The organism is Pandoraea sp. PE-S2T-3 (assembly GCF_002179965.1).
GTDB lineage: Bacteria > Pseudomonadota > Gammaproteobacteria > Burkholderiales > Burkholderiaceae > Pandoraea.
The window spans coordinates 48,364-74,707 of sequence record NZ_NGUQ01000014.1 but is presented as its reverse complement, the minus strand read 5'-3'; the positions used below and the strand labels follow the sequence as shown (position 1 = coordinate 74,707).

The 26,344-nt window shown below is 63.1% G+C and carries 21 protein-coding genes and 1 tRNA gene; 14 read left to right on the top strand and 8 right to left on the bottom strand.

Features of this window, described 5'->3' with window-relative positions; all coding sequences use genetic code 11:
- Positions 1 to 329 precede the first annotated feature (329 nt).
- Positions 330 to 1,856 (top strand): gamma-glutamyl-gamma-aminobutyrate hydrolase family protein, encoded by a 1,527-nt coding sequence (locus CDV46_RS10060; RefSeq protein ID WP_087722464.1) that lies wholly within the window; start codon positions 330 to 332, stop codon positions 1,854 to 1,856.
- A 117-nt stretch (positions 1,857 to 1,973) separates the two neighbouring features.
- Here the strand turns inward: CDV46_RS10060 and CDV46_RS10055 are convergent, their stop codons facing one another.
- Together CDV46_RS10055 and CDV46_RS10050 are read right to left on the bottom strand one after the other, a co-directional pair.
- Entirely contained in the window at positions 1,974 to 3,137 is a 1,164-nt protein-coding gene (locus CDV46_RS10055; protein ID WP_058375708.1) for a porin, read from the bottom strand.
- 910 nt (positions 3,138 to 4,047) lie between these two features.
- Positions 4,048 to 5,235, bottom strand: coding sequence for a sigma-54-dependent Fis family transcriptional regulator (locus CDV46_RS10050; RefSeq protein WP_254915991.1), 1,188 nt, complete (start codon positions 5,233 to 5,235; stop codon positions 4,048 to 4,050).
- A gap of 344 nt (positions 5,236 to 5,579) precedes the next feature.
- Between CDV46_RS10050 and CDV46_RS10045 the strand changes: the two genes are divergently transcribed.
- On the top strand, positions 5,580 to 6,524 hold the full coding sequence (locus tag CDV46_RS10045; RefSeq protein WP_087691458.1) for a LysR family transcriptional regulator: 945 nt from the start codon (positions 5,580 to 5,582) through the stop codon (positions 6,522 to 6,524).
- 28 nt (positions 6,525 to 6,552) lie between these two features.
- On the opposite strand, the gene CDV46_RS10040 is transcribed toward CDV46_RS10045, so the two are convergent.
- The 3 genes from CDV46_RS10040 to CDV46_RS10030 all read right to left on the bottom strand — a co-directional run bounded on the left by CDV46_RS10040 (position 6,553) and on the right by CDV46_RS10030 (position 10,361).
- Complete coding sequence (locus CDV46_RS10040) at positions 6,553 to 7,308, bottom strand: SDR family NAD(P)-dependent oxidoreductase (RefSeq protein WP_087691459.1); 756 nt, start codon at positions 7,306 to 7,308, stop codon at positions 6,553 to 6,555.
- Between the two features lie 155 nt (positions 7,309 to 7,463).
- Entirely contained in the window at positions 7,464 to 9,326 is a 1,863-nt protein-coding gene (locus CDV46_RS10035) for a TRAP transporter large permease (RefSeq protein ID WP_058379828.1), read from the bottom strand.
- A gap of 15 nt (positions 9,327 to 9,341) precedes the next feature.
- On the bottom strand, positions 9,342 to 10,361 hold the full coding sequence (locus CDV46_RS10030; RefSeq protein ID WP_087691461.1) for a TRAP transporter substrate-binding protein: 1,020 nt from the start codon (positions 10,359 to 10,361) through the stop codon (positions 9,342 to 9,344).
- 669 nt (positions 10,362 to 11,030) lie between these two features.
- Here CDV46_RS10030 and CDV46_RS10025 point away from each other — a divergent pair.
- Genes CDV46_RS10025 through CDV46_RS10010 form a run of 4 tightly spaced genes read left to right on the top strand, consistent with a single transcriptional unit; the run spans position 11,031 to position 14,816 of the window.
- Positions 11,031 to 12,197 carry an acetyl-CoA acetyltransferase gene (locus CDV46_RS10025; protein WP_058375702.1) on the top strand — a complete coding sequence of 389 codons (1,167 nt, stop codon included), beginning with the start codon at positions 11,031 to 11,033 and terminating at the stop codon, positions 12,195 to 12,197.
- Between the two features lie 35 nt (positions 12,198 to 12,232).
- Complete coding sequence (locus CDV46_RS10020) at positions 12,233 to 13,870, top strand: acyl-CoA synthetase (RefSeq protein ID WP_254915990.1); 1,638 nt, start codon at positions 12,233 to 12,235, stop codon at positions 13,868 to 13,870.
- Positions 13,867 to 14,403, top strand: coding sequence for a PCC domain-containing protein (locus CDV46_RS10015; protein WP_249277720.1), 537 nt, complete (start codon positions 13,867 to 13,869; stop codon positions 14,401 to 14,403). Before CDV46_RS10020 ends, CDV46_RS10015 begins: the two co-directional genes overlap by 4 nt.
- The gene (locus CDV46_RS10010) at positions 14,400 to 14,816 is read left to right on the top strand and encodes a PPC domain-containing DNA-binding protein (RefSeq protein ID WP_087691463.1); all 417 of its coding nucleotides are present in this window, start codon (positions 14,400 to 14,402) and stop codon (positions 14,814 to 14,816) included. The genes CDV46_RS10015 and CDV46_RS10010 overlap by 4 nt, the downstream gene beginning before the upstream one ends.
- A 66-nt stretch (positions 14,817 to 14,882) precedes the next feature.
- Here CDV46_RS10010 and CDV46_RS10005 read toward each other — a convergent pair whose 3' ends face one another.
- Positions 14,883 to 15,644, bottom strand: coding sequence for an alpha/beta fold hydrolase (locus CDV46_RS10005; RefSeq protein ID WP_087722462.1), 762 nt, complete (start codon positions 15,642 to 15,644; stop codon positions 14,883 to 14,885).
- Positions 15,645 to 15,759: 115 nt separating this feature from the next.
- On the opposite strand from CDV46_RS10005, the gene CDV46_RS10000 reads away from it, so the two are divergent.
- Positions 15,760 to 16,539, top strand: a complete 780-nt coding sequence (locus CDV46_RS10000; RefSeq protein ID WP_087722461.1) for an AraC family transcriptional regulator — start codon at positions 15,760 to 15,762, stop codon at positions 16,537 to 16,539.
- Positions 16,540 to 16,641: 102 nt separating this feature from the next.
- Here the strand turns inward: CDV46_RS10000 and alaC are convergent, their stop codons facing one another.
- A complete protein-coding gene (gene alaC, locus CDV46_RS09995) occupies positions 16,642 to 17,859 on the bottom strand; it encodes an alanine transaminase (protein WP_087722460.1) in 1,218 nt (405 codons plus the stop codon).
- Positions 17,860 to 18,018: 159 nt separating this feature from the next.
- Between alaC and CDV46_RS09990 the strand changes: the two genes are divergently transcribed.
- Positions 18,019 to 18,348: a DMT family transporter gene (locus CDV46_RS09990; protein ID WP_058375695.1), complete on the top strand. Its 330-nt coding sequence runs from the start codon at positions 18,019 to 18,021 to the stop codon at positions 18,346 to 18,348.
- On the opposite strand, the gene rocD is transcribed toward CDV46_RS09990, so the two are convergent.
- On the bottom strand, positions 18,345 to 19,559 hold the full coding sequence (gene rocD, locus CDV46_RS09985) for an ornithine--oxo-acid transaminase (protein WP_087722459.1): 1,215 nt from the start codon (positions 19,557 to 19,559) through the stop codon (positions 18,345 to 18,347). The two genes, CDV46_RS09990 and rocD, sit on opposite strands and share 4 nt — an antisense overlap.
- A 218-nt stretch (positions 19,560 to 19,777) precedes the next feature.
- Here rocD and CDV46_RS09980 point away from each other — a divergent pair.
- From CDV46_RS09980 to CDV46_RS09955, 6 genes are all read left to right on the top strand, one after another.
- A tRNA-Arg gene (locus CDV46_RS09980) sits at positions 19,778 to 19,854 on the top strand.
- 185 nt (positions 19,855 to 20,039) lie between these two features.
- On the top strand, positions 20,040 to 21,059 hold the full coding sequence (locus CDV46_RS09975; RefSeq protein WP_058375693.1) for a LacI family DNA-binding transcriptional regulator: 1,020 nt from the start codon (positions 20,040 to 20,042) through the stop codon (positions 21,057 to 21,059).
- A gap of 92 nt (positions 21,060 to 21,151) precedes the next feature.
- Entirely contained in the window at positions 21,152 to 22,234 is a 1,083-nt protein-coding gene (locus CDV46_RS09970; RefSeq protein WP_254915989.1) for an ABC transporter substrate-binding protein, read from the top strand.
- The gene (locus CDV46_RS09965) at positions 22,218 to 24,038 is read left to right on the top strand and encodes an ABC transporter permease (RefSeq protein WP_176399049.1); all 1,821 of its coding nucleotides are present in this window, start codon (positions 22,218 to 22,220) and stop codon (positions 24,036 to 24,038) included. Before CDV46_RS09970 ends, CDV46_RS09965 begins: the two co-directional genes overlap by 17 nt.
- Positions 24,035 to 25,147, top strand: coding sequence for an ABC transporter ATP-binding protein (locus CDV46_RS09960; RefSeq protein WP_087722457.1), 1,113 nt, complete (start codon positions 24,035 to 24,037; stop codon positions 25,145 to 25,147). The genes CDV46_RS09965 and CDV46_RS09960 overlap by 4 nt, the downstream gene beginning before the upstream one ends.
- Positions 25,144 to 26,082: an inositol monophosphatase family protein gene (locus CDV46_RS09955; protein WP_087722456.1), complete on the top strand. Its 939-nt coding sequence runs from the start codon at positions 25,144 to 25,146 to the stop codon at positions 26,080 to 26,082. Before CDV46_RS09960 ends, CDV46_RS09955 begins: the two co-directional genes overlap by 4 nt.
- Positions 26,083 to 26,344 lie beyond the last annotated feature (262 nt).

The following is a 26,344-nucleotide window of genomic DNA, read 5'->3' as shown; positions in this document are numbered from 1 at the left end:
TCCCAAAACAAACGTCAAGACCGTGTGGTTATGCAGAAATGCGTGCTTAACCGACGCAAATGTCGAAAACGTCGTATAACATCGTTCAAAGTATTGAGAATGATACGCGCAAGTGATGTTTCTTGCCGATAGGCATGGGCACGCACTACGCGTTACAAAAGACTTCGACATCGCTGCATCGCTACGGTTTCATCTTGCGGTAGTGACTGCCGGGCAAGTGAGGAAACGGCAGCTTTCGCGATTGCGGCGTAACAGGGGCGGCGGGATAATTTGCCAATCGCCGTGGTCTACCCCTTTTTCCCCTCCTAGCGGACGCATCCAACGCCACTATGACCGACGCTCAAGATCCGAAATCGCCGCAACAGCCCCCCAAGCCCGAGCTCGACGCGAACAAGAGCGCAGCCAAACCAGCAACACCCGCCACCCCGGAAACCTCGTCGAGCGCCTCGACCCAGTCGACCGACTACGTCGAAGGTGCGACACCGGCCGCGCCGCGCGCGACCGGAAAACCGGTGGGCGGCACGGCAGAAGGTTCTGCCGACATGCCACCCAACCCCGACACGCTGACCCGTCCAGTGCATCAGGCAGAACCGGGCGCCTCGGCCGACGCTCGGGCCGAACAGCCGCCGCTGGCCACGACAGCTAGCGCGGCAACAACACCTTCAGCAACGCCGACTACGCCGCCGACAACCTCTGCGGCGCCTGCCGCCGGCCAGCCGCCGATTGCTGAAGTTGCGTCCGATCGCAATCCCATTGGCGCCCCGGTTGCCGCGTCGCGCGAAGACGTCAAGGCCGCCGGTGTGGGCAGCGCTGGCGGGACCATCGGTACCGGCACTGGTGCGACGTCTGCCTCGTCGTCGGGCGGTGCGGGTGCCTCAGGTGGTTCAGGCGGCTCAGGCGGTGGCGAACCGCCCCATCAACCCGCGTTCGGCGGGAGCGCGCCGCGTCCCGGCAGCCCTGCATCGATGGGCGGTGCGCCGTCTTACCTGCAAGCGGGCGATTCGCCGTGGTCGGTCTTGCGACGCATCATGGGCGCACGTTTTCGCGCGTGGTACGACCGCGCCGGTCAGCGCATCACGCAGCGCACGCTAAAGATCGGCATCTCCGCGCGAATCTTCCATCCGGAGCCCGGCAACAAGGGGTTGCGCAGCAAAACGCTGCAATACCTTGAAGAATCGATCGCGCACTGGGTGATGTCGCGCGACGTGCTGGTGTTCATGATTCCGACAGTGGATACGCAAGGCCAGCTTCACCCGAGCCACATCCGCCTGCACGATTACGCCAAGCATCTCGACGGTCTGGTGTTGCAGGGCGGGGCGGACGTTGCGCCGCTCACGTATTCGGAAGTCGCCACGCGTCACGAATGGCAGGGCGACCGCATGCGCGACATGTACGAACTGGAACTGCTGCACGAGTTTGTCGAGCAGGGCAAGCCGATTCTCGGCGTCTGCCGTGGCTGTCAACTGATCAACGTGGCGTTCGGCGGCACCTTGCATCAGGACATCGCCACCGATCTGCCGGAAGCGATTCCTCACGTGACGGAAACGTACGAGCACAATCGCCACACGCTGACCTTCCCCGAAGGCTCGTCGCTCGCGCAAATGCTCGGCCCGGTCGATGTGCCCATCGTGAATTCGATTCACCACCAGTCGGTGAAGACGCTGGGGCGCGATCTGAGTGTGGAGGCGATGTGTGCGGAAGATGGCGTGGTGGAGGCCATTCGCTATCGCAAGGCGCCGTTCGTGATGGGCCTGCAATGGCATCCGGAGTTTCACCGCGCGGGTGGTCCGGAGTTTCTGGATTGCACGCCGGTGCTCGATAACTTCCTGCGTGCCGCGCGCGAGACGCGCTTCTGATGCATTTCGAATGCACTGAATCCCCATCAGTGCCGCAATAGAGAAAGGGCAGCCGAGGCTGCCCTTTCTCATGTCGAGAGCGCTGCGATACTGCCGGCAGCGCTCCGTCCGCGTCGATTAGAAGCGGTGACGGATGCCCGTGCCCACAACAGTTTGCGAGCTGGTCGACGACATACCGCCGGCAGCGCCGACACCAGCTTGCAAGCCCGTGCCTTCGTTGTCGGAGATGTGTTGGTACGAACCGGTCAGGTACACGTCGGTGCGCTTCGACAGACGGTAGTCAGCTTGCAGCGTAACGGTGTGGAACTTCGGCTTCTGATCCGTCGAATCTTGCTTGGCCATCGTGTACGTGTACGCGGCCGACAGCGAGACTGCCGGGGTCAGCATGTAGCGACCGTTGATTTCGAAGTTGTCGAACTTCAGACCGTCGTTGTTGAACGACACAGCCGTGCTGTTGTAGTTCAGGCCCGACAGACCTTGCAGTTGCGTGTGGGTGTACACCAGGCCGACCGTAGCCGGGCCGAAGGCGTAGTTACCACCGATACCCCAGACGCGTTGCTTCTGCGACTGGAACACCGAGTCACCGCCGTTCGACGTGTCGACAGCGCCCGAACCGTTGTTGTTACCCGGATTGCCTTGGCGTTCCAAGTAAGCAGCAGCCACCGTCAGCGGGCCGTTTGCGTAGTTCACGCCGGCGCTGAATGCACGGTTGTTGGCGAAGTCACCAGCCTTGTTCGAGAAGCCATACAGGCCGCCGAACGTCAGGCCGTTGTAGTTGGCGCTCGAGTACTTGACCGAGTTGTTCACACGGAACGAGTTGTTCGTGTTGTCGTTATCGTACGGGTGCGAAGCGATCGTGCCGCCGAACGACGAACCGTTCAGGGTCAGCGGTGCCAGGTAGTCAACCAGCGAGTCGTATTGACGACCGATCGTCACGGCGCCGAACTTGTCGTTCTGCAGGCCGACGAAGGCTTGACGGCCGAACATGCGGCCGTTTTGGCCCGACTGACCGTTGTTGATCGAGAAACCGTTTTCCAACACGAAGATGGCCTTGTTACCGCCACCCAGGTCTTCCGAGCCCTTCAGGCCCCAACGGCTGCCGTTGATCAGGCCGCTCGTTGCGCGGAAGTTCTTCGAACCCGAAGCCGCCGACGTGGTGGAGTTGCTCGTGTAAGCAACGCCAGCATCGATCAAGCCGTACAGCGTGACGCTGCTTTGAGCATGCGCGGCGGTCGCCGAGAACGCGCCGACAACGGCTGCGGCAAGAAGAGTTTTTTTCATGGTTTAAGCTCCAGTAACGTGACACGAATCGCAGAATTCGCGTGAAAACAGAACGCGGCGAAACAGAACATGTCGAGGTGACGGTTTGTCATTCGCGGACCCGATCAGGTATCGGCACTGTTCTGCTGACAGGGGGCAGTGTATGAGTGGGCATCACTCCCGCCTATTTCAGAATCCGCAAGAATCTATTTCACTTCTGAAAAGAATCACGTCGATGCGTCCTAAAGCGTTGTGTGGCAAGGGATTGGCTTGATTAAGCCTAGGCGAGAAATGGCAATGCAAGCGGTGTGTGTTGCGCTCGGGACACAGTGTTGTGGGGTTGATGAGGCGGCTGCGAAGCGTTACCAGCACTGGATTTGCGCGCGACACGCGTGATTTGAATTGGTTCCCGCGCTGCGAATTCATGCCGAAGTGCCGGCTTGCGCGAGTGGTGCATGACACTGAAATCGAAAGCAATGACGTAACCAATACTGTCGTGATGTCGTTCAGCGATTCGCGATGTTCAGTCGGTCGCGATTAGACAGTCGAGCGTGTCGCGTGGCGGAAAAGTCGATGGCAAATTTGTTCGCCGATGGGTTCACGACAGCGCGCTGTCATTCTCGTGTCATCGATGCACGCAAGTGCGACAAATTGAGCGCGTGTGATGCGACAATTCCTAGATGCATGTGAGCGCGGTTTCGCACGTCGTCAAAAAAGCCCTTTGTTTATGGGGTTTTACAGACTATTGCGAGTCGACAAATAAATCATTGCGCCGAATGATGAGAATGTTTCGCGGGGCCGCACCTATACTACGTTCCGCGAGAAGTAGACTTTTGCGTTGAGTGAAAAGTCTCCAAACCTTGGCGCGGCCTCATCGGCCGCGCTTTTTTTTGCCCGCATTTTTGTTACGTGTTTTCGTCACGCGCTTTCGTCACGCGTAGTGCCCCGACGTCAGCGCGTCGGCGCAATCGCGCACATGCGGAATGCTGAGTTGCTTGAGCTTGCGATACAGCGATGCGCGGCAAAAGCCGAGCGTGCGCGCCGCCGCAGAAATGTTCCAGCGATGCTGGGCGAGTGCCTGCAAGATGCGTTCACGTTCCTGCATGCGAGGCGCGTCGTGCTCGGTCGTGGCGGGCGTTGCCGTCGCCGCGATGCTCGATGACGCACTCTGCGCGGAGGCCGTGCGCGTGACAGCCGACATCGAAGCCGCCATCGAAGCCACCATCGGCATCGGCAACACCGCCGCCTCTCGCAACGGCAAATCGTGGGCAGTCATCGTCGAATGTCGCGACGTCATCGCCGTCGCGGTCAACTCCGGTGGCAGATCTTCCACTCGCATCACATTCCCGTTCATCACCGCACACGCGTAGCGCAACGCCGCGCGCAGCTGCCGCAAATTGCCGGGCCATGCATAGGCAAGCAGACGCGTCATGGCTTCCGCCGACACGCGTGCGAGGGCTTGATCCATGCGCGTGCCGGGCCACTCGTCGCAGAGCATGCGCGCAATAAGTTCAGGCTTGTCGTCGCGTTCATGCAGCGTGGGGAGCGTCAACACGCCCACGGCGACGCGGTAATACAAATCTTCGCGGAACTTGCCTTGCGCAACGGCGCTCGCGAGATCCTGATGGGTCGCGCAAATCAACTGCACGTCGACCGGGATGGCACGGCTCGCACCCAGCGGTGTGACTTCGCGTTCCGACAGCACACGCAGCAAACGCGTTTGCAGCGCATACGGCATGTCGCCGATTTCATCGAGAAAGAGGGTGCCGCCGTCGGCCTGTTGCAGTTTGCCCTTCATGCCACCGGGCAACGCGCCCGAGAACGCGCCGCGCTGATAGCCAAACAGTTCGCTCTCGACCAGATGTTCGGGAATCGAGGCCGTATTGATCGCGATGAACGCTTGCGCGCGCCGTTCGCTGTACGCGTGCAGTGCGCGGGCGAGAAACTCCTTGCCCGTCCCCGTCTCACCGAGAATCAGCACCGGCAGGCCGCGATCGACGAAGCGCTTGCCGCGCGCGAGCAGATCGCGCATGCGGGCGTCGGTGCCGCTGAGATCATCGATGGCGAGGTAGTCGGGGCGCATCTGGCGCTGAGCCGTGGTGGCAGGCGCGGGCGCCATGGCGGGGTGTGCGAGGGGAGCGAGTGCGGCGACGTTGCTGAAGGCGGCGGACGTACCGAGGGGGACGACAGTGCCTAGGGTGCCTAGGTTGCCAAGGGGGCTAAGTGTGCCAAGCGATCCGACAGGTCGAGCGGGGGCGTTCGCTACAGCGAGGTGAGCGGGCATGACTGTCTCCTTCTCGTATCGTTACGAAAGGTCGCCGTCGGTGGCTTTTGGCCTGGCGTTTCCTCACGTCTCTTTATTTTGCGTCTCGCTCGGGTGGCGACCGCAAATGGAGCATACGACCGCCCAGTCATAACATCCAATACAATATTGGTGCGCTATTAATACCTCTGGGGTATCAGATGATCGAACTGCGCCATTTCCAGTATTTCGTCGTGTTGGCCGAAACCTTGCATTTCGGCCGCGCGGCGCAGCAATTACATATCTCGCAGCCGCCGCTCTCGCGGCAGATTGCGTTGATGGAGGCCGAACTCGGCGTGCAGCTCTTTGAGCGCACACGGCGGAGCGTGCGCCTGACCCGTGCGGGTGCGCGCTTCTATCAGGATGCGGTGGAAATTCTCAACTCGGTAGACAGGGCCAAACGCAACGTCGTGGCGGCCAGCCGGGGCGAGGATGGGGCAATCACCGTGGGCTTCATGATGTCCTCGGCCTACAACATCCTGCCGGCGCTCACGCGCACTTACGCTGCGGCGTATCCGCGCGTCGACATGAAGCTGGCGGAAGCCCTGCCCAACCTGCTGGCCGAATCGGTGCGCGCCGGCCGTATCGACGTGGGCATCATGTACCGTCCGGAAGACCTGACCGGGCTGGAGTCGGCGACGGTGTTTCGCGAAGAGATGGTCGCGGTGATACCGCGCACGCACGCACTTGCCGACGTGGGCGTGCTAGATGCCACGCAACTGGCAGAAGAGTCGTTCGTGAGCATTCCGCGCGAGATTGCCCCGCTGGTCTACGACCTGATCGTCACGCATTGCCGCCGCGCCGGCTTCGCACCGCATATCCGGCTCGAAACCAACCTTCAGCAGACGATTATCAATTTGGTGGGTGAGGGGCTGGGCGTGGCGATGGTGCCAATGTCGATGAGCAGCGCGAGCGCGTCGGGCACTGCGGTGTTCAAGTCACTGCGTAATGCGCCCGTGGCAGAGGTGGCCCTGCTGTGGAGTCGCGACAACCACAACCCGTGTGTTGCCACGTTTGTTGAAAATGCCCAGCGCGCGTGGCGCGAAATGCAGCGCGTGCCGGGCGCGCGGGTGGTGCCCGATCTGCCGGACACCCTCCTGCGCTGATTCTCGATGCCGGTTCCGGTTCGGCGGCTTAGATTTCCAGAATCCCGGCGGCCACGAAGCCGCCGTCGACCGGCAGGATATGCCCGGTCACATACGACGCGTCGTCCGACGCGAGGAAGCTCACCGCCCCGGCGATTTCTTCCGGCTGGCCGTAGCGGCCCAGCGGCGTGGTTTCCGTGTAGTGCCGGCGCGAGATGTCCGAGTGCAGCACCTTGGTCAGCGGCGTGTCGATCGGGCCCGGGGCAACGCCGTTGGCCGTAATGCCGAACGGGGCCAGTTCGATGGCCATCTGACGCGTGAGCCCGATCACGGCCGCCTTCGACGTGCCATAAGCGGTGCGCCCGGCGCTCGCCAGAATGCCCGCCACCGAGGCCAGATTGACGATGCGCCCCCAGCGTTGTTCGCGCATCAGGCGGGCGGCGTGCTGCCCGCATAGCAGCGTGCCGGTCAGGTTGACGGCCATCACCTGATGCCAGTGATCCAGCGGGTATTCGAGAAACGGAAACGTCTTGGCGATGCCTGCGTTATTGACCAGCACGTCGCAGCGGCCGTGCTTCTGCGCCACTTGCCGGAACCCGTCGGCAATCGACGCTTCCTCACCCACATTCATCTTGAGTGCCCACGCATTGCCGCCTGACGCCCGCAACTTGCTTGCCGTCTCGTTCGCACCTTCCTCGTTCAGATCGGCGACCACGACCGTCATGCCGTCTTTGACCAGCCGCTCGCAAATGGCTGCACCGATACCCATTCCACCGCCCGTCACAACTGCTACTTTCTCGGTCATGCTATGGACTCCTAAATTTATTTCGATTTACAGCGCGGGCTCCACCGCCAGCAGTGAGGCGGAGTCCGTTAGTTACCCAGCGAAAATTCGAACCGTGGCAGCGGTGGCGTCAGGCGGGCGGTCATCAAAGACCCGCCGGCCCGACGCTGCGCCGCTTACTTCAGGAAGCCGATAGAGATCCACGGCACGAAGACCACGATCAGCAGCGCGATGAGCAGCGCGCCCATATAAGTCCACATGCGGTTGAACACCTTGTCGGGCGAGGTCTTGCCGATGGCGCACGCGGCGTAGAACCCCACACCGAGCGGCGGCGCGAACAGGCCCATGCCCATCGACAGGATGACGACCATCGCGTAGTGCACGTCGTGAATGCCCAGCGAGCGCGCCACGGGGAACAGCAGCGGCCCGAACAGCACGATGGCCGGAATGCCTTCAAGCACGCTGCCCAGCACGATGAACACCACCATCGAGATCAGCAGAAAGCCGACCTGTCCGCCCGGTACGCCGTGCATCAGGCCGACCAGCTTGGCCGAGAAACCCGACTGCGTCAGCGCCCACGCCATGGCGGTCGCCATGCCGATGATCAGCAGAATCGCGCCGGAGAGTGCGGCCGTTTCCGTGAGCAGCGGGTAGAGGCGTTTGAAGTTCAGATGCTTCTTGAACGCGTGCACGATCAGGCCGATCACGATCGTGTAGGCGATGCCGACCGTCGAGACCTCGGTGGCCGTGGCGGCACCTTCGATCACGGCCGTACGGATCAGGATCGGCAGGGCCAGCGCGGGCAGCGCGATGATGAACGTCTTGCCGATCACGCCCCACGGTGCACGGCGGGCCGCACTCGGTGCTTCCTTGCGCGAGCGGGTGAAGCACACCACCACGATGGCGAGCGTCGCGATCACGGCCGGCAGCAGGCCGCCGACGAAGAGCGCGGTAATCGACACACCGCATACCGCGCCAATGGTGATCAGCACGAGACTCGGCGGAATCGTCTCCGTCATCGCGCCCGTCGAGGACAGCAGCGCGACGAGGTCTTCCGGTTTCGAGCCACGGCGTTGCATTTCGGGGAACAGCGCCGGGGCAACAGCGGCCATGTCGGCAGCCTTCGAGCCCGAGATGCCCGAGACGAGGAACATCGCACCGAGCAGCACATATTGCAGGCCGCCGCGCACGTGACCGAGCAGCGATGCCATGAACTCGATCAGGCTGCGCGCCAGCCCGCTCATTTCGATCAGGGCACCGAGCAACACGAAAAGCGGCACCGACAGCAGAATCAGGCCCGACATGCCCTCGTCCATGCGGCTCACGACGATCTGCAACGGCGCATCCGTCACGAGCGCGAGATAGCCGAGCGTGGCCGTCCCGAACGCAAACGCGATCGGAATGCCGCCCGCCACACAAACGCCCACGATCAGCACGAAGAACACGAGCAGGTTGTAATTGCCCATCGCGATCAGCGCCGGGCGGCCGAGCCACAGTGCCGCACCGAGCGCAGCCACGACCAGCACCCCGAGTCCGAACTGGCGCATCGTGGAGCAGCGCGCCATGCGCGAGATCGCGGCGAGCAGCATGAGCGCCGCACCGACCGGCAGTGCCGCGGCACGCAGGCCATCGGGGATTTCGAGCGCGGGCGTCGTGATGTCCATCTGTTCGATGGCATGCGTGTACGCCGGCATGATGATGAGCGCCACGAACACGCAGACCGTGAGCGCGGCCATCGTCTGAAACCAGTCACGCCACGCCGCAGGAAGCTTGTTGACGATGGCGGACAGGCGCATGTGCTCACCGCGATCGAGCGCGATGACCGCGCCGAGCATCGATAGCCAGATGAACAGGATTTGCGCCAGTTCATCCGACCAGGTGAGCGGATTGTCGAACCCGTAGCGCGAGATTACGCCCGCGAGCAGGATGAGAGTCTCCGCCACGACCAGCAGCACGGCAACCGCCTCGGTGACTTTCATCACCGCGCGGTTGACGTGGCAGAAGAGGCGGGCGAGCGCGTGCGTGGGCTCGGCCGTCATCGTCAACGTTTCCATTTACGCGAGCTTCCCGGTGTACTTTTCGAGCATGGCCCAGGCTTCGTCGCCGAACTTCTTGTGCCATTCCGTGTAGAAGCCCGCTGCGCGCAGCTTGTCGCGGAACTGTTCGTTGTTCGGTGCGTTGAACACGAGACCCTTCTGCTTGAGTTCGACCATCACGCCGTCGTTGAGCTTCTTCACGTCGTCGCGCTGCACCAGTGCGGCGGCGTTCACGTTGGCGGTGATGATGTCCTGCAAGTCCTTCGGAATCTTGTCCCACTTCTGCTTGTTGGCGAGGAACCAGAAGCCGTCCCACATGTGGTTCGTCATCGACACGTACTTCTGCACTTCGTACAGCTTGGCGGTGGTGAGCAGGGCGAGCGGGTTTTCCTGCGCTTCGACGATCTTCGTTTGCAGCGCCGAATAGACTTCGGAGAAGTTGATCGACGTGGGCGACGAATCGAATGCGCGGAACATCGACGTCCACAGCGGGCTCGTCGGCACGCGGATCTTCAGGCCCTTGAGGTCAGCCGGTGAATTGATCGGGCGATTGCTCGTGGTGATCTGGCGATAACCGTTCTCCCAGATCTTGTCGAACGCGAAGACCGTGGTCTTGGCGATTTGCCCGCGCACGTGGGCACCGAGATCGCCGTCCATGGCGGCCCATACCTGACCGTAGTCCTTGAACGCGAAGCCCACGCCCGAGATCTGCGCCGACGGCACGAGCGTGCCGAGAATCAGCGGCGAGAGCGTGAAGAAGTCGATAGCGCCCGAGCGAATCTGACTCAGCATGTCGCTATCGGTGCCGAGCTGGTTGTTCGGGTAAATCTGGAAGTCCACGCGGCCTTTCGACTGCTCCGCGATCTTCTGCGCCATCTCCTTGGCGCGGATGTTCATCGGATGGCTGATCGGCAGGTTGTTGGCGAACTTCAGCGTGATTTCGGCGGCGTGCGCCTGCGTTTGATACAACCCCGTGGCGGCAGCGGCCGATGAGGCGGCCACGACTTTGATGAAGTGGCGACGATCCATAGTGCTCATACTGCATGTCTCCTTGATTTATAGGTTTGGTGACTGCGTCTGAAGCGGGACGGTACGGGCGTGTTGCCCTGCAACCTTCCTGCCAACTCGGAACGCGGGCTCACAAGTGGCTTGGCTATCTTACGCAAATCGAATGCCAGTTCGACGCCCTGACGGGAAAACCCTTACGTTGTTAAACATCCACGCAATCTCAAGGCGATCTGAACGCGCCCGTGCAACGGCTTTTGTCTGATGGAACAGGCGGGTAGCGCGCTATGACAGGCTTGCCGGGGCACGGCGTCGACGGCGCACGGGCGTGCGACACCTGTCGCATGGCGCGGCGGCACGTGCGACAACTGTCTCGTGTGAATGTCGCCGCCGGTGAGACACCTGTCGCAGTTGGGCCGTCGACTGTCTCTTGTGGCGAGCCATGCTGCGCCACAGCAAATTCGTTTCATGCGCCACGCATTCGAATTCACTTGATGCGCTTAGGAGTCCCGCTTTACGCTTACGTCAATTGCGCGCACGCCATAAGCGTGTGTCCGGACGGCGGGGCGAATCTTCTGCGAATCTCCTCACGGTCTTGCCGCGCAATCGGCGTTCGATGCCGTGGCGATCATGAACCGCGAGAATCTGGCATCGAAATTGCTCACCGGAGTCTGGATCACCCCAATTTTCCGGAGAAACTTCATGGTTGCTGCATGCCTTACCGGCTGGGCCCACTCCCAGTTCGGCAAACTCGATAACGTCGACGCCGAAGTTCTGCTGGCCCAAGTCGCGCAAGCCGCGCTCGATGATGCGGGCCTCGCGCCCGAGCAGATCGATTCGATTCATGTCGGCACTTTCAATGGCGGTTTCCTGTATCAGGACTTCCCGTCGTCGCTCGTCTTCAACAACATTCCCGGCCTGCGTTTCAAACCCGCGACGCGTTACGAAAACGCTTGCGCGACGGGTTCGGCTGCCGTGCACGGCGGGCTGCAATCGATCGAAGCCGGCAAGGCCACGCACGTGCTCGTGATCGGTTTCGAGAAGATGACCGAGCTCGCCACGCCGCAGGTCGGCGAAGTGCTGCTCAAGTGTTCCTATGCGCGTGAAGAAGCCGGTATTCCGGGCGGTTTCGCCGGGGTGTTCGGCACCATTGCGCAGCAGTACTTCGATCGCTATGGCGACCAGTCCGACGCGCTCGCGCGCATCGCGGCGAAGAACCATCGCAACGGCACGGACAATCCGTACGCTCACATGCGTCGCGACTTCGGCTACGACTTCTGCCGCAACGTCTCCGACAAGAACCCGTTTGTCGCCGGCCCGCTCAAGCGCACCGACTGCTCGATGGTCTCCGATGGTGCTGCGGCACTGGTGATCTCGAAGGCCGACGTTGCCCGCACCATGCCGAAGGCCGTGGGCTTCCGGGCGGCCGTGCAGGTCAACGACTACCTGCCGCTGTCGCGCCGCGACGCGCTCGCGTTCGAAGGCGGCCAGCATGCGTGGCGTCAGGCGCTCGGCGTGGCAGGCGTGTCGCTCAAGGACCTGTCGCTGGTCGAGACGCACGACTGCTTCACCATCGCCGAACTGATCGAATACGAAGCCATGGGTCTGGCCAAGCCGGGTCAGGGTGCCAATGTCGTCGCGGAAGGGCTGACGGAAAAAGACGGCCTGCTGCCGGTCAACCCGTCGGGCGGCCTGAAGTCCAAGGGACATCCGGTCGGTGCCACGGGCGTCTCGATGCACGTGATGGCGGCGATGCAGCTCACCGGCACGGCGGGCGGGATGCAGATTCCCAATGCCAAACTCGCGGGCGTGTTCAACATGGGCGGCGCAGCCGTGGCCAACTACGTGAGCATTCTCGAAGCGCGCTGATCGGCACGCGGCCCGGGGCCTGCTATTGGACGCCTGTGCACACCGATGCAGGCCGGGCAAAGAAGACTAAGAGGAAAGCAGAGGAGACGAGCAAGATGCTCAAGAAGGTCATGAATCTCGGCCGCCTGTTGGCCGACGTTGCCCGGCGCCATCCGGACGAGGCGGGGTTGATCATCGGCGACAAGGTGACGACCTGGGGCGAGATCGACGCGCGCGTGAATGCCGCCGTCGATGCGCTGCGCAAGCTCGGTGTGGGCAAGGGCGACAAGCTGCTCGTGCATTCGCGCAACAACCTGCCGATCTTCGAGAGTGCGTGGATCGCGTTCAAGCTTGGCGCGATCTGGGTGCCCACGAACTTCCGTATCACCGCACCTGAAGCCGCCTATCTCGGGCAGTCGAGCGGGGCGTGCGTGATGATCTACGACGCGGGCTTCGAAGGCCATGTCGACGCGGTGAAAGCCGCTTCACCCGCGCTGCGCCACGTGATCGCACTGGGCACGCCGCGCGCTGGCGAGCTGCACTACGAGACGCTGGTCGCCGAGCACATGGGCGCGCCCGAGTTCGAAGAAGAAGTCGAGTACGAAGACCCGCTGTGGTTCTTCTACACATCGGGCACGACCGGGCATCCGAAAGCGGGGGTACTTTCGCACGGGCAGATGGCATTCGTCGTCACCAACCATCTGGCGGACCTGATGCCCGGTATCACGTATCGCAGCCGCTCGATGGTCGTCGCGCCGCTTTCGCACGGTGCGGGCATTCACGCCATCGTCAACACGGCGCGCGGTGCGGCCAGTGTGCTGCTGCCGGGCGAGAAGATGGACGCGGCGCAGGTCTGGCAGGCGGTCGAGCGTCACCGGATCGACAACATGTTCACCGTGCCGACCATCGTGAAGATGCTGGTCGAAGACCCGTCCGTGGACGAATACGATCACAGCGCGTTGCGCTTCGTGATCTACGCGGGGGCGCCGATGTATCGCGCCGATCAGAAATACGCGCTGCAAAAGCTGGGCCGCGTGCTCGTGCAGTACTACGGTCTCGGCGAAGTGACGGGCAACATCACCGTGCTGCCGCCGTGGTTGCATGGCGATGACGACGACGCGCCCGATGCGCGCGTGGGCACGTGCGGTTTGCCGCGCACGGGCATGGAAGTGGCGATTCTCGACGAGCACGGCATGCGTCAGCCGCCGTTCGGTTCCGGCGAGATTTGCGTGCGTGGCCCGGCCGTGTTCATGGGGTATCACAACAACCCCGATGCCAACGCCAAGGCGTTCAAGAACGACTGGTTCCACACCGGCGATCTTGGCCATGTCGATGCACAGGGGTTCCTGTACATCACGGGGCGCGCGTCGGATATGTACATCTCGGGCGGCTCGAACGTGTACCCGCGCGAGATCGAAGAAGCGTTACTCACGCACCCGGCGGTATCGGAGTGCGCAGTGCTCGGCGTGCCCGACCCCAAGTGGGGCGAGAGCGGGCTGGCGGTCGTGGTGGCCCGCGAGGGCATGGCCGCGCAAGCCGACGAGTTGCTGGGACATCTCGAAGCGCGCATTGCCCGCTACAAGTGGCCGCGCCGCTTCGTGTTCTGGAATGCCATGCCCAAGTCGGGCTACGGCAAGATCGTGAAGAAGCAAATCAAGACGATGCTCGAAGAGCAAGGAGACTATCGACTATGAAACCTGCGCTTTCACGGATCTATCGGCATGCAGGCGCCCCCACGTTACCCCGTGTGGAAGACTGCGTGTTGAGCGGGCAGCACGAACTGCGCGTGACGATCCGGTCTGGTGCGAATCTTGGCGAGTCGTTACGCGCGGCGTTATCCCGCTATGCGTACGGCGGCGGCGTCGGCCGTTTTTGCGCGGGGACCGCGCGAGGTCTGCGGTATCACATGATTGAGAACACCGCAGATAATGAGCGCCCCTTCGGGTATGGGGCGCCGGTCGACGAAACCCGGGAAGTGGACCTGATCGGCGGTGCCATCACCGTGGGCCGGACGGCCGACGGTGCGACATTGCTGCATTGCCATGCGGGGTTTTCCGACCCTACGGGCAACTTGCACGGTGGCCATCTGATTCTCGATCACACGTGGGCCGGCGACGAGCCCGTGGTGATCCGCTTGTGCTTGTTCGAGCACGGCGGGTATGTGACCGCAGACGATGAGGAAACGCGCTTTCACTTGCTCCATCCCGTTGCCGGAGACCTCTCATGAGCGCAGCGCTCGATGTTCCCGTCGCCATTGAAAATGGCACGCTGGGCCGCTTGGTGGTGGCCCGTCTCAAACCGAATCAGGACCTGACCGAAAGTATCGAGGCGCTGTGTGCCGAGCATGCGATTTCGCGCGCCATCGTGCGCGGGGCGGTCGGCAGTCTGATCGATGCACGCCTCGCGTTTCGCGCGGGCGAGGGCTGGCGCGAGCAACTCGTGCAGGGCCCGGGCGTGGAAATCCTCAACGTGTTCGGCGAAGTCGATGTGCGCACCGACCCCGCCAAGTCGCTGCCGATGCTGCACGGCATGGTCGCGGACACCGAGGGGCGCATGTTCGCCGGGCGCTTCGTGCGCGGCGGCAACCTGTCGTTCATCACCATCGAAGTGACCTTGCAAGAGTGGTTGCCGGCGTCTTGACGGTGGGCGTGAGTCGGGATGTCGTGGTGGTTATGAGGGAGAGGGGAGTCTGCGGACTCCCCTATTTCATGCGTAGACGCTATGTAGGAACGATTCGATGGCGGTAACCAGTGCCAGCGGCGTTTCGTTCATCGGGTAATGACCGGTGTTTGGCAGCACGTCCAATGTGGCGAGCGGGTAGCGTCGCAGGTACGTCTCGCTCGCGAGCGTGGCGTTGAACGTCGGGTCATGCTCACCCACGAGGACTTTCATCGGATGCACGCCGGTGATCTCATGACTGAAGTCCGTGTCGGCCCAAGTCCGGAAGTAAGCCGCAAACGCTTCGGGCGATGCGGTGGAAAGCGAATAGGCCGCTTTCCACTCGATCCAGCGCGACGGCAGCTGGTTGCCGGTGCTGCGGTCGATGATCGTCTTGCGCAGTTCGATGCCGTTCGCGGCGTTTTCAAACAGCGCACGGCGTGTCGCGTCGAACGGCACGCCGCCGCACGGCACCGGGGCGATGGGGATCAACGCTCGCACACGCTCGGGGGCGCGGGTGGCGATCTTCTCGATGGCCATCGCCCCCATGGAGTGGCCGACGAGGCTGAACGTCGCGAAGCCGAGAGCGTCGGCGAGCGCGAGTGTGTCGTCGGCGATCTCGTCCATCGTGTAAGTGCCGGTGATTTCACGCATGCCACCGTAGCCGCGATAGTCCATGAAGACGTAGCTGAAGTCGTCTTGCGAGAGCCACGCCTCGATGGGCTCGAACGCATGCGCATCGCCGAACCAGCCGTGCAGGACAAAGACAGCGTGAGGGCCATTCCCCACGCGGTGAAACGTATTGGGCATATCGACTCCGGAGGTTGATCGTGGCGACGTGCGATGCACTGACGAGACAGGCATCGTACTGGCCTGCGGCATTGCCCGCCGTCAACAGTGGGTCAATCGCTGTAGAATCCGGGCCATGCGAAATACATTGCTCGATCCCTACGAAACCTTGCCGCGCAACGTGGTCGTGACCACCAACGACTATGCGGCGGGATCGACGTTTCCCGAGCATGCGCACGGGCGGGGGCAGTTCGCGTTTGCGTCGCGCGGCATGATTACGGTTGCTACGCCGCAGGGGCGCTGGTTCGTGCCGCCGCAACGCGCCTGCTGGGTACCGGCGGGTGTGCAGCACGAGATGACCATGAGTGGCCCAGTGACGATGCTCAACACCTTCGTTGCGAGCGATGCTGCCGAGGCAGCGGGGTTGCCCGGGCATTGCTGCGTTTTCGGGGTGTCGGCGTTGTTGCGGCAGTTGATGGATGAGGCGGTGGATTTGCCAGCCATGTATGACATCGGCGGGCGAGACGGCAAGCTCATGGACTTTCTCGTCTCGGAGATTGCTGCGATGCCGCGCCTGTCGCTGCATGCGCCGATGCCGAGCGATCCACGGCTGGTGGATGTGTGCCGGAATGTCTTTGCGGCACCGTCGATTGCGACCGATCTGGATGCCGTGGCGGATGCCGCATCGATGAGTCGGCGTACCTTCACGCGCCGGTTTCGTGAAGAGACCGGTGTGAGCTTTGCCGAATGGCGGCAGCAAGTGTGTTTGCTGGCGGCGATCGCACGCCTGAGTGAAGGGCAACCTGTGACGCGTGTGGCGCTGGATCTGGGCTACGGCAGCCCGAGTGCATTCACGTCGGCGTTTCGTCGCGTGCTGGGTGACGTGCCGAGCCGGTATCTGGAAGCGCGCGCTTAACGCGCAGCGGCCTTGAAAAGCAAACCGGGGCGTCCGTCTGAACGGAGGCCCCGGTGTGTGTCAACGTCAAGCAATGATGCTGTGTCGTGATGGCTTATGCGCTTACGCGACGGTCGGCGTGACGAGTCCGTCGTCACGGAACATGTGTTTGATGCCGCGCACCGCCTGACGAATACGCGATTCGTTTTCGATCAGTGCGAAGCGAACATACTCATCGCCGTACTCGCCGAAGCCGATGCCGGGCGAGACGGATACCTTCGCCTGCGCGAGCAGCTTCTTCGCGAATTCGAGCGAGCCGAGGGCGCGATACGGCTCGGGAATGCGTGCCCAGATATACATCGACGCCTTGGGCAGATCCACTGCCCAGCCCGCTTCGATCAGGCCTTTGTAGAGCACGTCGCGGCGGCGTTGGTATTGCTCGCGAATCTCTTCCACGCAAGTCTGATCGCCTTCGAGCGCAGCGATGGCGGCCACTTGCACGGGGGTGAACGTGCCGTAGTCGTGATAGCTCTTGATGCGCGCGAGGGCGGCGACCAGTTCCGGATTGCCGACCATGAAGCCGATGCGCCATCCGGCCATGTTGTAGCTCTTCGAGAGCGTGAAGAACTCCACTGCAACGTCTTTCGCCCCCGGCACCTGCATGATCGAGGGCGCTTTGTAGCCGTCATAGACGATGTCGGCGTAGGCCAGATCGTGCACCACGAGAATGTCGTGCTTGCGGGCGAGATCGATCACGCGCTCGAAGAATTCGAGTTCGACGCACTGCGCGGTCGGGTTCGACGGGAAGCCGAGAATCACCATCTTTGGCTTCGGATGGCTTTCGCGAATGCCGCGCTCGAGTTCGGTGAAGAAGTCGATGCCGGGCGTCATGGGCACGGAGCGGATGTTCGCCCCGGCGATGACGGCGCCGTAGATGTGAATCGGGTACGACGGGTTGGGCACCAGCACCGTATCGCCTTGGTCCAGCGTGGCGAGCATCAGGTGAGCGAGGCCTTCCTTCGAGCCGATGGTGACGATGGCTTCGCGCTCGGGATCGAGTTCGACGTCGTAGCGATCTTTGTACCAGCGGGTGATGGCGCGGCGCAGACGCGGGATGCCACGCGAAGTCGAGTAGCCGTGCGTGTCGGGGCGTTGCGAGACTTCGACGAGTTTGCTGACGATGTGCGGCGGGGTGGCCCCGTCGGGGTTGCCCATCGACAGGTCGATGATGTCTTCGCCACGACGGCGCGCCGCCATCTTGAGCTCGGCGGTGATGTTGAAGACGTACGGGGGAAGGCGATTGATGCGCGCAAAGCTGCGCGAGCTCTGGGAGCCTGACATGTTGATCCTGGAACGTAAGCGCCCGGAACCGTCCGAGCGACGCCGGTGTGCTGGCCACACCGTGACGGCGACTTTAGCAAGGCGGCGTGAGATTGCGCAAGACAATTTTGCGAGGGCTGTCGGTTATGATGGGCGGCCTTGAAAACCCGGAGGTTGGCGATGGCGTATCTGTACTTGCTGGTGGCGATCGTGGCGGAGGTGATTGCCACGTCGGCGCTCAAGGCGTCGGACGGCTTCTCGCGTGCGGGGCCGGTGGTGCTGGTGGTGGCGGGGTATGGCGTGGCGTTCTACATGCTGTCGCTCACGTTGCGCACCATTCCCGTGGGTATTGCTTATGCGATGTGGTCGGGGCTGGGCATCGTGCTGATCTCGATCGCGTCGCGCGTGCTGTTCGGGCAGAAGCTCGATGCGGCGGCGATGCTTGGCATGGCGCTGATTATTGCCGGCGTGCTGGTGATGAATCTGTGGTCGAAGTCGTCGGCGCATTAAGCCGTGACTTGCTCGGCTTCTGCTTCTGCGAGCACCGCCTTGAGCGCGCCGACACACATATCGATTTCAGCGCGCTCGATGATGAGTGGCGGGGCGAGGCGCAGCACGGTCGAGCGCGTCTCCTTCGCGAGGATATGACGACGCAGCAGCCGCACGGCGAGATCGTGGGCGTCGGCGAGTGCGGGATCGATTTCGATGCCGACCCAGAGGCCGCGTCCGCGTACTTCACGGATGACGGGCGAATGGATCGCCCGCAGACGTGAGAGAAAATATTCCCCCAATTCCGCACTTCTGCCGGGCAGGTCTTCGTCGGCCATGACGTCGAGCGCTTCGAGTGCGACGGTGGCCGCCAGCGCGTTACCGCCGAACGTTGACCCATGACTGCCGGGTTCGAACAGATCGATGATGTCGTGTATTGCGACAAATGCTGACACTGGCAGCAATCCGCCGCCGAGTGCCTTGCCCAGCATCACCCCGTCGGGGACGATGCCTTCGTGCTGATAGGCGAACCATCGCCCGGTGCGTCCGAGTCCTGATTGAATCTCGTCGAGCAACATCAGCACGTTCTGCTCTGTGCAAAGGTCGCGTAGCGAGCGCAGGAAGCCGTCGGGTGGCACGACGACACCGCCTTCGCCCTGAATCGTTTCGAAGAGGACGGCGCAGGTGTTGGGGGTGATGGCGGCGCGAACGGCGTCGATATCGCCGAACGGGACGCGTACGAAGCCGGGGGCGAAGGGGCCGAAATCGGCGCGATAGGCGGGTTCGGACGAGAAGCCGACGATGGTGGTGGTGCGGCCATGGAAATTACCGTCGGCGACGATGATTTCGGCTTTCTCTGCGGGAATGCGCTTGACGCTGTAGCCCCAGCGGCGGGCGGCTTTGATGGCGGTTTCCACGGCTTCGGCGCCGGTGTTCATCGGCAGGGCGCCGTCGAGCGTGGTGAGATCGCAGAGGCGTTCGAGAAAGGCGCCGAGCTTATCGGAATAGAAGGCCCGGGAGACGATGGCGAGCCGCTGCGCCTGCGCGGTGAGCGCCGCGACAAGGCGAGGGTGGGCATGGCCGTGGCTGACGGCAGAGTAGGCGCTCATCATGTCGAGATAGCGGGTGCCCTCGACATCCCAGACCCAGACGCCCTTGGCGTGCGAGAGCACGACGGGGAGCGGGGCATAGTTGTGTGCGCCGTAGCGTTGTTCGCGTTCGATCTCGTTCATGAGCGCGTCCCTCCACGTCAGTAGTCTAGATGGGAAGGGAGGGACACGTAAAGAGGACATCTCCTGAGGGCACGCGGATGAATTTGGCATGCGCGTGCGCTATAATCGCCGATTCCTCGGGCATTTCAGCGCATTCTTGCAATTGCGAATCATCCGCAGCAAAGTGCACTAGTCTCAGGAACCTTCCGGCAGCGACACTCGGTCGCCGCCAACACGCACTGCCCATAGCTCAGTTGGATAGAGCATCGGCCTTCTAAGCCGACGGTCGGGGGTTCGAATCCCTCTGGGCAGGCCAGCTACTCTCGCGAGCTGACCGCGTCATACCGCGAAGTCACCCCGCAGCACCTCCCGCATTCAGTACCCCGCAACGCCTCCCCCTGTCACATCCCCGACACACCGCACATCTAAGCTACCCGGTCATCGTGCTGGCGCGGCCACTTCTGCGCTGGCCTCTCTTGCGTACCCGCTCCCATTGTTTCGATGACCGACAAAGAAAAGAGCTGGGCGATTGCCGAGGATGTGGCGCGCATGGCCGGGGTGTCTCGCTCCGCCGTTTCGCGCACTTTCACGCCCGGTGCCAGCGTCTCTCCGAAGACGCGGGCCCGTGTGCTCGAAGCCGCGAAGACGCTGAACTACCACGTCGACATCAACGCCCGGAACATGATTCAGGGCCGCAGCACGTTTGTCGGCGTCGTCACCTCCGCGCTGGTGAGTCCCTTTCGCGCGCAACTACTCGCCCCGATCGCGCACCATCTGGCCGCTCGCGGCCTGCTGCCCATTCTTATGAATGCGGACGATCCGGACCAGACCAGCTACGCCCTGCAACGGCTGCTGAGCTACCGCATCGCGGGCGTCATCATGACCTCCGGCGCGCCGCCGCTCTCGCTGGCGCGCGAATACATCGAGCGCAAAGTCCCCGTCGCGATGATCAACCGTGCCCCCGAGTTGGAAGGCGCGGACGTCATCAACAGCGATAACCACGCTGGCGCCGCACTCGCCGCGCGCGAACTGTTCGATTCGGGCGCAACGCGCTTCGCCTTCATCGGCCCGCACGCCACGCACTTCAGCGGACGCCAGCGTTGCGAAGGTTATGTCGACGCACTCGCGCGTCTGGGCGTGCGCAAGAACCGGATCACGTTGTGCAACTCCACCATCTCGTCGTACGAAGCCGGGCAACTGGCCGCGCGTGAAGTGCTCGCCGATGCGTCGAGTGCACCAGACGGGGTCTTCTGCGCCACGGACATGGTCGCGCTCGGCTTCATGGATGAGGCCCGCCGCGCGTTCGGCCGCCGTTTCCCGGAAGACATTCGCATTGTCGGCTTCGACGACATCCAACACGCCGCACTCGACAGCTACCGCCTCTCGACCATTGCCCAGAACACCGACGCGCTAGCCCATAGCGTGGTCGACATGCTCACCCAACGCATCACCGACTTCTCGCGTGCCGCGGAAGTCCGCATCGCCCCCGTCACCTTCGTGCGCCGAGCCACCACCGGCTGACCCGCGCCCCACACGGACCGACTCCGACCCTTCCCATGCTGACGAAGCCCAAACCTCCCGCCATTTCGCCCAACATTGCAAACGAGTGCAACGTGCGAAAACACCGCGACCGCAGCGGCCTGACATCGCGTCTGCTGCGCGCCGCGCGCGGCTCGGTGGCCGCCGTCCTGAGCGTCGTCGCCGTCGCCGCGATGCTCCCGCCATCGACCGCCCACGCCGCCGATCGCCTGAGCCTGCTTTGCTCGGCAGATCTCGAATGGTGCCAACTGATGAAGAAGCGCTTCGAGAAAGAGACCGGCGTCGGTGTGGCCATGATCCGCAAGAGCGCCGGTGAAGCGCTGGCGCTGCTGACCGCGCAACGCGCACGCCCGCAGTTCGACGTATGGTGGGCTGGCTCCGGCGATTCGCATCTGCAAGCCGCATTCGAAGGCCTGACCGAGGCCTACCGCTCCCCGGCATTGGCACAGTTGCAGCCGTGGGCGCAACGTTTCGCACAGACCGGCCGCGACCGCACCGTTGGTGTCTATCAGGGGCTGCTCGGTATCGGCTACAACGCCGCAGAGCTGCGCAAGCGCCGTCTTGAACCGCCGAAATGCTGGCGCGATCTGCTTTCGCCCGCGTGGAAGGGCGAGATCCAGATCGCCAATCCGAACGCCTCCGGCACGGCCTACGTGGCGCTCGCCACCCTCGTGCAACTGATGGGCGAAGACGAAGCGTTCCGCTACCTTCGCGCGCTCAACTCGAACGTCAGCCAGTACACTGCAACCGGCGTCGCGCCGGGCGAAGCGGCATCGCGCGGCGAAGCGAGCATCGCCATCGAATTTCTGCACGACCTCGTAAAGCAACGCGTGGCTGGTTTCGACATCGCGACCGTCGCACCGTGCGAAGGCACCGGCTTCGAGATCGGCGGCATGAGCCTGATCGCCGGGGCAGCGCATCCGGCGCTGGCGAAGCAGTTCTACGAATTCGCGCTGCGTGCCGATGTTCAATCGCTGGCAGAACAGGCGCACGCTTACCAGATGCCGTCGAACCGCGATGCCGCTGTGCCGAAGCTGGCACCGCAGCCGTCAAGCATCAAGTTGATCGACTACGATGCCGCGCGATTTGGCGACCCGGCGACGCGCAAGCGTCTGTTGCAGCGCTGGAACACCGAAATCTATGCCCACGCTCGCTAAGCTGCCGCACGACGGCTTTACGCGCGGCGTGCTCATCGCCACAGTGCTGGCGTTGGGCGTATTCGTCGCGTGGCCGCTCGCAAACAGCTTCTTTTCGCTGGTACCGGCATGGCGTAACGCCGGGGGCGACCTGCCCGCCGCATGGTCCACGCTGGCGCCCGACGTCTGGCGGCTGGGCTGCGTGCGCGGCGCCGGGGCGTGTGGCAGTGGCTGGCACAGCATTGCGCTGGGCATCGCCTCCGCCGCGACTTCGACGATCCTTGGCGCCGCATTGGCGTTGCTCGCCACCCGTAGCGCGCTGACGCGCTCGCGCACCGGCGCGGCGTTGTTGCGCGGCGTTGCGATGTTGCCTGCCATCACTCCGCCGTTTGCCGTGGGCCTCGCACTGATTCTGCTGCTCGGCAGAAACGGCGCGATCACACAGGCTGTGGCCGATTGGCTCGGTGTAAAGCCCGGCCGCTGGCTGTATGGCCCGCTAGGACTCTGGTTAGCACAGTGTCTGGCCTTCACACCGGTCGCATTCCTCACGGTGCTGGGTGTCGTGCAGCGCTTGCCTGCCGTGCTGGAAGAGGCCGCTGCCACGCTGCGAGCGACGCATTGGCAGACCTTCCGCACCGTGACGTGGCCGATGATGCGTCCGGGTCTCGCCAACGCGTTGCTGCTGTGCTTCATCGAAAGCCTCGCCGACTTCGGTAACCCGCTGGTGCTGGGTGGCAACTTCCGTGTGCTGTCGTCCGATCTGTACTTCGCAGTCGTCGGTGCCGAACAAGACCCGGGGCGCGCCGCCGCGCTCGCCGTCTGGCTGTTGCTGATGGCGTTGGCGGCGTTCGCGCTGCAACGTCGATGGCTCGGCGAGCGCAGCTACGTCGCCGTGAACGGCAAGGGCGGCGGCGGTCGTGCGGCACCGCTCGACGCGCGTCTCTCGTGGTCGCTGGCGGCGCTCGTCACACCGTGGTGCCTGCTGACGCTGGCCGTCTACGGCACGTTGCTGGCTGGCGGCTTCGTCACACTGTGGGGCGTCGATTTTCATTGGACGCTGGCGCATTTGACGGATGTATTCGGCGTCGCGATGGAAGACGGCTCGATATCACTCACGGGGCAGGCATGGCCGTCTGCACTGGAAACCCTGCGCCTGTCGGCGATTGCCGCACCGCTGACCGCCGTCGCTGCTGTGTTCGGCGGCTGGCTGATCGCACGTCGTCAATTTGCGGGCCGCCGCTGGCTTGAGGGCGCTCTCGTCGCCGCGTTTGCGATTCCGGGCACTGTGATCGGGCTCGCGTACGCGCAGACGTTCAACGCCGCACCGTTGGCGCTCACCGGCACCGGCGCGATTCTCGTGCTGTCGTTCCTGTTCCGGAATATGCCGATGGGCTTGCGCACGACTGTCGGCGCGCTGGCGCAGATCGATCCGAGTCTGGATGAAGCGTCGGCCACGTTGCGCGCCGGTAGCTGGACGACGCTGCGACGCGTGCTGCTGCCGCTGCTGCGCCCCGCCTGTGCGGCCGCGCTGATCTACGGCTTCGTGCGCGCGGCAACGGCGGTGAGCGCCGTCGTGTTCCTCGTGAGTGCCGACCATGATCTCGCGACGACTTACCTGATCGGTCTCATCTCGAATGGCAGCTATGGCCCGGCGTTGGCGTATGCCGGCGTGCTGGTGGTCGCCTTGTTCACCATCGTCGTTTCGCTGGAAACCGCACTGCGTGTGAGTGAAACAAAACGCACACGGACTATGGCGTCGGCGATTGAATCGACGCCTGAGGGTCTCGGCAACACGCCACGCAATGGCCGGAAATCATTAGCATGAACGCAAACAAATCCGCATCCTCATCCACGCCGCGCGGCGCGCTTGTCTTTGAAAACGTCCGCAAAGGGTGGGGCACGCACGTCGCCATTCCCGACTTGTCTTTCACGGTCGCCCCGGGCACGCTGACGACGCTGCTGGGGCCGAGCGGCTGTGGCAAGACGACCACGCTGCGTCTGATCGCCGGGCTTGAGTTGCCGGACGCGGGACGCATCACACTCGGCGGCCGGGACGTGACACGTCTCGGTGCTCGTGATCGCGACGTGAGCATGGTGTTCCAGTCGTACGCGCTGTTTCCGCACATGAGCGTGTTCGAGAACGTGGCCTATGGCCTCACGGTCACGCGCGTGCCCCAGCAGGAACTGCGCGACCGTGTCTCCGAATCGTTGACGCGTGTCGGTCTCGCTTCCATGGCGCAGCGCATGCCCGCCGAACTGTCGGGCGGACAGCAACAACGTGTTGCCGTCGCCCGCGCGCTGGTGCTGGAACCCGAAGTGATGCTGTTCGACGAGCCGCTGTCGAATCTCGATGCGCGTCTGCGCGTGCGAGTGCGAGAAGACATTCGCGATCTCCAGACACAACTCGGCCTGACGGTCGTCTACGTCACGCACGATCAGGAAGAAGCGCTTGCCATCAGCGATCAGGTCGTCGTCATGCACGACGGACGAATTGCCCAGCAGGACGCGCCGCGCACGCTCGTCGAGCAGCCCGCCGATGCGTTCGTCGCCACATTCATCAGCAACGCCAACCTGATCGATCTGCCCGTCACCGAACAACGCGATGGTCACGCGCAATGCGATTTTCACGGACTGCCGCTGAGGCTTCCCTATGCCGGACCGGCGTTGACCAACGCTCGCGTCGCCATCCGGCCGGAAGCGTTGACGTTGCAGCCCGTCCCTCATACCGAAGACCGTGCCGACGCGCTGCACGGTCCCATCGGTGAAATCCGGCGCGCCACCTATCTGGGGCGCGCCACGCAGTACTTCGTTCAAACCTCCGCAGGAGACCTCGTGGTCTTGTCACATCAATTCGAACCCCCGTTCCCCGTCGGCACGCGCGTCGCCGTTGGCTTGCATGCGCGCGGCGCGGCTATCGTAGGAGCCGCGCAATGACCGGAACCACCCATCAAATAGGCTCACCGGAAAACGTCGGCAACAACGACGATTCCCTCGATGAGCGCTATCAACTCGCTCAAATCATCGCCCGTGAAGCCGGGCTGCGTGCACTCGCCATGTTTCGCACGCGCGATGCACTCACGGTGGAATACAAGGGCGTGCAGGATGTCGTGAGCGTGGCCGATCGCGCTATCGAGCAACTGGTGCGTGAGCGCGTAGCCGCCGCGTTTCCGACGGACGCCTTCCTCGGTGAAGAAAGCGCAGCCGCAGGCAACATGCCCGCAGCGTCACGTGTCACGTGGGTGGTCGATCCGATCGACGGCACCGCCTGTTTTCTCCACGGTATGCACGCGTGGTGTGTCTCAATCGCCGTCATCATCGACGGCGTGCCGGCCATCGGCGCGATCTACGATCCGAATGCCGACGAACTGTTTCACGGCGCAACCGGGCGGGGCGCATTTGTCGACAACGCAGTGATGGCCAGTGCCTCGACACCGCGCTTGCCCGATGGCGGCGAGCCTGATGTGCTTCGCGTCAGCACGGCGTTGAACGTCGCCGACGTGAATGCACCGACACAAGGCGTGCTGGGCGTGGGCGTGTCGCATCGCGTCGATCGCGCTGACTTTCTGGCGTTTCTCGACGGCTGGCTCGCACGTGGCGGCATGTTCGTGCGCATCGGCTCGGGCGCGCTGATGATGGCGTACACCGCAGCGGGACGGCTCATCGGCTATTACGAGCCGCATATTCATGCGTGGGATTGTCTGGCCGGTATCGTGCTCGTGCAGGAAGCAGGCGGGCAGGTCAGCGACTTCCTCGCCGACGATGGACTCACGCGCGGCAACCCGATTCTCGCTTCGAGTAAGGCGCTCTACAACACGCTGGACGATGTGGTGAACGCATCGACACAGCGGCATGCGTCATCTCCTGACTAAGCGTTTTCACGGCATTGATTTCACCGTGATTGCATTCGATTGCAATTTCTCGCGTGAGCAAGACGACGACAGACCCGATGCGAACGATGTCCGGACGACACGAAAAATTCACCGACCACGGCCAGCCATGTCACGGTGAGGTCACACTGAATTTCTACAATTCGTCTCGTTGTCCGAATCGCATTTCTTCTGCGTCGTTTTGCACACGTGTGCAAATGATTTGCAAAAACACGGAATGGGATTCGGTGCCGTTGATGACCTG

Coding starts and splice junctions, on each gene's coding strand:
- CDV46_RS10050 (WP_254915991.1), bottom strand. CDS start 5,235: ATGGCGCCCGCGCCTGCCACCACGGCTCAGCGCCAGATGCGCCCCGAC.
- CDV46_RS10030 (WP_087691461.1), bottom strand. CDS start 10,361: ATGAGCACTATGGATCGTCGCCACTTCATCAAAGTCGTGGCCGCCTCA.
- CDV46_RS09975 (WP_058375693.1), top strand. CDS start 20,040: ATGACCGACAAAGAAAAGAGCTGGGCGATTGCCGAGGATGTGGCGCGC.
- CDV46_RS10035 (WP_058379828.1), bottom strand. CDS start 9,326: ATGACGGCCGAGCCCACGCACGCGCTCGCCCGCCTCTTCTGCCACGTC.
- CDV46_RS09960 (WP_087722457.1), top strand. CDS start 24,035: ATGAACGCAAACAAATCCGCATCCTCATCCACGCCGCGCGGCGCGCTT.
- alaC (WP_087722460.1), bottom strand. CDS start 17,859: ATGTCAGGCTCCCAGAGCTCGCGCAGCTTTGCGCGCATCAATCGCCTT.
- CDV46_RS09955 (WP_087722456.1), top strand. CDS start 25,144: ATGACCGGAACCACCCATCAAATAGGCTCACCGGAAAACGTCGGCAAC.
- rocD (WP_087722459.1), bottom strand. CDS start 19,559: ATGAACGAGATCGAACGCGAACAACGCTACGGCGCACACAACTATGCC.
- CDV46_RS09990 (WP_058375695.1), top strand. CDS start 18,019: ATGGCGTATCTGTACTTGCTGGTGGCGATCGTGGCGGAGGTGATTGCC.
- CDV46_RS10025 (WP_058375702.1), top strand. CDS start 11,031: ATGGTTGCTGCATGCCTTACCGGCTGGGCCCACTCCCAGTTCGGCAAA.
- CDV46_RS10005 (WP_087722462.1), bottom strand. CDS start 15,644: ATGCCCAATACGTTTCACCGCGTGGGGAATGGCCCTCACGCTGTCTTT.
- CDV46_RS10000 (WP_087722461.1), top strand. CDS start 15,760: ATGCGAAATACATTGCTCGATCCCTACGAAACCTTGCCGCGCAACGTG.
- CDV46_RS10040 (WP_087691459.1), bottom strand. CDS start 7,308: ATGACCGAGAAAGTAGCAGTTGTGACGGGCGGTGGAATGGGTATCGGT.
- CDV46_RS10015 (WP_249277720.1), top strand. CDS start 13,867: ATGAAACCTGCGCTTTCACGGATCTATCGGCATGCAGGCGCCCCCACG.
- CDV46_RS10055 (WP_058375708.1), bottom strand. CDS start 3,137: ATGAAAAAAACTCTTCTTGCCGCAGCCGTTGTCGGCGCGTTCTCGGCG.
- CDV46_RS09965 (WP_176399049.1), top strand. CDS start 22,218: ATGCCCACGCTCGCTAAGCTGCCGCACGACGGCTTTACGCGCGGCGTG.
- CDV46_RS10045 (WP_087691458.1), top strand. CDS start 5,580: ATGATCGAACTGCGCCATTTCCAGTATTTCGTCGTGTTGGCCGAAACC.
- CDV46_RS10060 (WP_087722464.1), top strand. CDS start 330: ATGACCGACGCTCAAGATCCGAAATCGCCGCAACAGCCCCCCAAGCCC.
- CDV46_RS10010 (WP_087691463.1), top strand. CDS start 14,400: ATGAGCGCAGCGCTCGATGTTCCCGTCGCCATTGAAAATGGCACGCTG.